4 protein-coding genes and 2 pseudogenes are annotated in these 5,239 nt (G+C 36.6%); all 6 read right to left on the bottom strand.

Annotation, left to right across the window (positions count from 1 at the left end):
* Positions 1 to 840, bottom strand: an 840-nt coding sequence (rfbD, locus tag E1171_RS07810) for a dTDP-4-dehydrorhamnose reductase (RefSeq protein ID WP_155205450.1), incomplete at its 3' end; no start/stop codon positions are given.
* Positions 837 to 1,397: a dTDP-4-dehydrorhamnose 3,5-epimerase gene (rfbC, locus tag E1171_RS07805; RefSeq protein WP_155205449.1), complete on the bottom strand. Its 561-nt coding sequence runs from the start codon at positions 1,395 to 1,397 to the stop codon at positions 837 to 839. The genes rfbD and rfbC (E1171_RS07805), both read right to left, overlap by 4 nt.
* A gap of 9 nt (positions 1,398 to 1,406) precedes the next feature.
* On the bottom strand, positions 1,407 to 2,288 hold the full coding sequence (gene rfbA / locus E1171_RS07800; RefSeq protein ID WP_187696332.1) for a glucose-1-phosphate thymidylyltransferase RfbA: 882 nt from the start codon (positions 2,286 to 2,288) through the stop codon (positions 1,407 to 1,409).
* Between the two features lie 33 nt (positions 2,289 to 2,321).
* On the bottom strand, positions 2,322 to 3,620 hold the full coding sequence (locus E1171_RS07795; protein ID WP_155205448.1) for a UDP-glucose dehydrogenase family protein: 1,299 nt from the start codon (positions 3,618 to 3,620) through the stop codon (positions 2,322 to 2,324).
* Between the two features lie 226 nt (positions 3,621 to 3,846).
* A pseudogene (gene rfbC, locus E1171_RS07790) lies at positions 3,847 to 4,386 on the bottom strand (dTDP-4-dehydrorhamnose 3,5-epimerase).
* 142 nt (positions 4,387 to 4,528) lie between these two features.
* Positions 4,529 to 5,239 (bottom strand): annotated as a pseudogene (locus tag E1171_RS07785) (sugar nucleotidyltransferase); the annotation flags it as partial.

The raw sequence follows: 5,239 nt of genomic DNA, 5'->3' as shown, positions 1-5,239 counted from the left end.
AAGACAACTATTCAAACTTTCACGCCAGTGTGGAATTTCGATTCTGTAACGATCTTTTATTTTAGATTTATCCAATACACTAAAGTGAGGCCTTTTGGCTGGTGTAGGGTATTGGATAGAGTTAATAGGTTTCACTTTAATATTGGAACCTAATATTTCAAAAATAGCTTTAGAAAAATCATACCAACTCGCAACTCCTTCATTGCTATAATGGTAAATACCGGGGTAAAACTTTTCTGACGATATTATTTTCAAAAGGGCTTTTGCTAAATCATGAGCATAAGTAGGAGTGCCTATTTGGTCAGCAACAACATTTATCTCTTTTTTCCTTTGGGCTAAGTTCAACATAGTTTTAACAAAATTCCCCCCAAAGGAAGAGTATAACCATGATGTCCTAACCACAAGAGTATCAGTACAATTTAAAAGAGCCTCTTTCTCTCCTCTCATTTTCCCGAGACCATATACATTAATGGGATTTGTTTTATCCGATTCCCTATATGGTTTGGATTGATTTCCATCAAATACGAAATCTGTTGATATATGAATAAATTTCACGCTCTTACGAGCACAAGCCTTGGCTAAATTTCTTACTCCAAAGATATTTACTTTAAAAGAAAACTCTTTTTCTTCTTCAGATTTGTCGACAGCTGTAAATGCGGCACAATTAATACAATAATCAAATGTATGGTCAACAAAAAACTGAATTACCTCCTCAGAAGAGGTAATATCCAATTGATCAACATCCACAAATTTAAATTCAAAAAACTTATTATTCTTAGATATAGCCTGAAACTCCCTCCCTAGCTGCCCATTGGAACCAACTACCAAAATATTACTCATAAGTTTCCTTCTCTAAATTTAAAGTCTTTTAACAAAGGGTGTGTTTTATCTTTTTCAGCAATAATTATTTCATTATCATCAATTCCCCAATCAATTCCCAAAGCAGGATCGTTATATAATAGCCCTCCTTCGGCCTTAGGAGAATAAAAGTTATCACATTTATAACAAAACTCCGCTGATTCACTAAGTACAATAAAACCATGAGCAAATCCTCTAGGCACAAAAAGTTGCTTTTTATTTTCAGAACTTAATCGAACAGCAACATGCATTCCATAGGTTGATGAATTTTTTCTAAGATCAACAGCGACATCCAATACTTCACCTGTAAGCACTCTCACAAGTTTTGCTTGAGCATGTTCCCCATGCTGTAAATGTAAACCTCTTAATACCCCATACTCAGACTTGGACTGATTATCTTGTACAAAAGTAACATCCAAACCTGTTAATTCTTTAAACTTCTTTTGGTTATAGCTTTCAAAAAAACAGCCTCTCTCATCTTCAAAAACCTGAGGTTCAAATATATAACACCCTTCCAATTTTGTTTCTATTGCTCTCATGCCCTTACCTCAAGAAGAAAATTTCACTTCGTGTTGAATCAAATTAATTAGATATTGTCCATAACCACTTTTTAAAAGAGGCTTAGCAATTCCCAATAATGTATTTGCATCAATATACCCCATTCGATAAGCCACTTCTTCAATACAGCCAATTTTCATCCCTTGTCGTTCCTCAATCACTCGAACAAATTCACCTGCTTGCATTAAAGAATTGAAAGTACCTGTATCTAACCATGCTGTTCCTCTATTCAGAATCCCAACTTTGAGTTTTTCTTCTCCTAAATAGACCTTATTGATATCTGTAATTTCCAATTCTCCTCTTGGGCTTGGTTTAATCTCTTTAGCAATATCAACCACTTTATTATCATAAAAATATAAACCAGGTACTGCAAAGTTTGATTTTGGTTCTACAGGCTTTTCTTCTATAGAAATTACTTTTCCATCTTCATCAAATTCCACTACTCCATACCGTTCAGGGTCCTGGACGTGGTAGGCAAAAACGATACCTCCTTCTGGATTGTTATTTGCCTGTAACAATTGGGACATACCAGAACCATAAAAAATATTATCCCCCAGGATCAATGCTTCCTTATCATTTCCGATAAATTCTTGTCCAATCAAAAAGGCCTGAGCCAAACCTTCAGGGTTGGGTTGAACTGCATAAGAAAACTCACAACCTAAATTCTCGCCACTACCCAATAACCTTTGAAAATGTGGCAAATCGTAAGGTGTAGAGATAATCAATATTTCACGAATTCCAGCCAACATTAGAGTAGACAGAGGGTAATAAATCATGGGTTTATCGTAAACTGGCATTAATTGCTTACTAACTGCCAATGTAAGCGGATGCAATCTTGTCCCTGAACCTCCTGCTAGTATAATTCCTTTCACAAAAAATTTATTATATTTGTTAAAAAAATATTTTTATCTTCCCACACTCACATACTCAAACCCTATATTCTTCATCATCTCCGGCTCAAACAAATTTCGCCCATCAAAAATCACAGCCTTGTTCAATAAACACTTCATTCTATCAAAATCAGGTGTTCGAAATACCGGCCATTCTGTTGCTACTAATAATGCATCTGCACCTTCAACAGCGGCATATTCATCATAGCAATATTCAATAGCACCGCCAAGTAATTCCTTCACATTCTCCATGGCTTCAGGGTCAAAGGCTTTCACTTTTGCTCCTGCCTCCAATAAGGCCCTGATATTATACAAAGCAGGAGCCTCTCGAATATCATCTGTATTGGGTTTGAACGCTAAACCCCATATTGCTATTGTCTTATTAGAAAGATCCCCTTTAAAAAATTTCTTGATTTTAGGAATCAATTTCGTTTTTTGTACATGATTTACTTTCATCACCGAATCCAGAATTCTGAAATCGTATTCTACATCACTTGCTAATTTAGCTAAAGCCTGGACATCTTTTGGAAAACAACTTCCCCCATATCCAATGCCCGCAAATAAAAAACGCTTTCCTATACGAGAATCTGTCCCCATGCCTCTTCGAATATCATCCACATTAGCACCCAGCTTTTCACAAAGATTGGCTATCTCATTCATAAAGGTGATTTTGGTTGCTAAAAAAGAATTTGCTGCATATTTGGTCAACTCTGCGGACTTTTCACCCATAAAAATCACAGGATTTCCTTGACGTACTAAAGGCGCATACAAGTGTTCCATTACCTTTTTTGCTCTCTCGGAAGTGGTTCCAACTACTACTCTTTCAGGTTTCATAAAATCTTCTACAGCCACTCCTTCTCGAAGAAACTCAGGATTAGAGACTACATCAAAACCCACTTTTGCAGTTTTTGCAATTGCAGTAGTTACTCTTTCCGAAGTACCTACCGGAACAGTGCTTTTATCTACAATGACAGCATAATTTTCCAATAAAGGGCCCAAATCGTTAGCTACTTTTAAGATGTATTGAAGATCTGCAGAACCATCTTCATCCGGAGGGGTTGGTAAAGCTAAAAAAATCACTTCAGCACCCACAATTCCTTTTGCTAAACTTGTGGTAAATTCCAGTCGCCCTTGTCGAATATTACGTTCAAAAAGAACTTCAAGGCCAGGCTCATAAATCGGGATCTGCCCCTTTTGCATCTTTTCCACCTTTTCACTGTCAATATCCACACAGACAACGTGGTTTCCTGTTTCCGCAAAACAAGTACCTGTTACTAAGCCTACATATCCGGTTCCTATTACGGCTATCCGCATAAAATTATTTTATTTTTTATAGGATGTGCTAAAAATTTCTTTCTATAAAAGAAAGACTATTATATCATTTTCAAATCCAGTGGATTATTTTAACTAAAGAAAAAATAGTCCAGCAAAAATTTTTTCATCTTTACCTCAGTAAATCTCCCACCTAAAGAGCGGTCGCAAATTTAAATAAAATTTACTCAACTATAATGAAATTCTAGTTACTTTCTTCCAAAACCTTTTATAAATCACTCAATAAAGGTTGCTTTTTATCTTTCTCAGAAACAATTAATTCTTTTTCATCTATTTTCCAATCGATATTTAAACTCGGGTCATTATAAAGTACGCCTCCCTCATGGGAAGGGGCGTAAAAGTTATCACATTTATAATAAAACTCTTCCCGTTCGCTCAACACCACAAAAGCATGAGCAAACCCTTTAGGCACTAATAATTGCCTTTTATTTTCCGCACTAAGAATAATGCTATAATATTTTTCATTAGAAGGTTACTTCGGGCGAAGATCTACTACATCATCTAAAACCTCGCCGGCCAATACCCGAACTAATTTAGTTTGGGCATGTTCTCCTTTTTGGAAATGAAGTCCACGCAACACTCCCCGATAAGAAAGGGATTGGTTGTCTTGTACAAAATTAAACCTATGTCCAGTGACATCGGTAAGTTTCTTCTCATCAAAAGATTCGAAAAAATAGCCCCTATTATCCCTGTATATTGCGGGTTCTAACTCATATAAGCCTGAAAATCCGGTTTCTGATACTATCATTTTTCTATTAGATTGATTAGGAGAAAGAGAACCTTAAACCCTTATTTTTTTAACCCCGATATGGGTGGATTTATATGATTTTGTGATTAATTCCCTTTTAAAACCAAAAAGGACATCGAATAAGACAAGGCATACCTTGTCTCTACAGGAGTTTCATCAAATAATCTCCGTAACCCCTTTTTTATTGAGGTTGGGCATTTTTTTCAATTGCCCTCCATCAATATAGCCCATAGAATAGGCTACCTCTTCAACACAACCTACCATTAAGCCTTGCCTCTCCTGAATCACCTGTACAAATTGCGCTGCCTGCATTAAAAAGAGTGAAAAGTTCCCGTATCCAACCAAGCAGTTCCTACATCCAGCACGCCAACTTTCAGCATTCCAGTTTCTAAATAGGCCCTGTTCACATCTGTAACTTCATATTTTGATTTGGGCTTTTCCCGTTTCTCCTCTATACTTTTTACTTGACTTCTCTCGTCGAATTCTACCACACCATATCGCTGGTGTTCAGAAAGGTGATAGGCAAGTACAACTCTACCATCAGGATCATTATTGGCCTGCAGCAAGTCGGCTAAACCTGTGCCATAAAAAATATTATCTCCAAGAATTAAGGCTACCTTATCGTTTCCAATAAACTCCTTCCCAATCAAAATGCTTGTGCCAATCCATTTGGCTCTTCTTGTACCGCATACTGAAAGTTACAACCCAATTGACTTCCATCTCCTAATAATTTCATAAAGAGCGGCATATCATGAGGTGTGGAAATAATCAGTATGTCCTGGATCCCAGCCCTCATAAGCGTAGACAAAGGATAATAAATCTTGGGCTTGTCATAAACAGGCATTAACTGTTT

Source organism: Xanthovirga aplysinae (assembly GCF_009711365.1).
Lineage (GTDB): Bacteria > Bacteroidota > Bacteroidia > Cytophagales > Cyclobacteriaceae > Xanthovirga > Xanthovirga aplysinae.
This window is presented reverse-complemented; position numbering and strand designations above follow the sequence as displayed.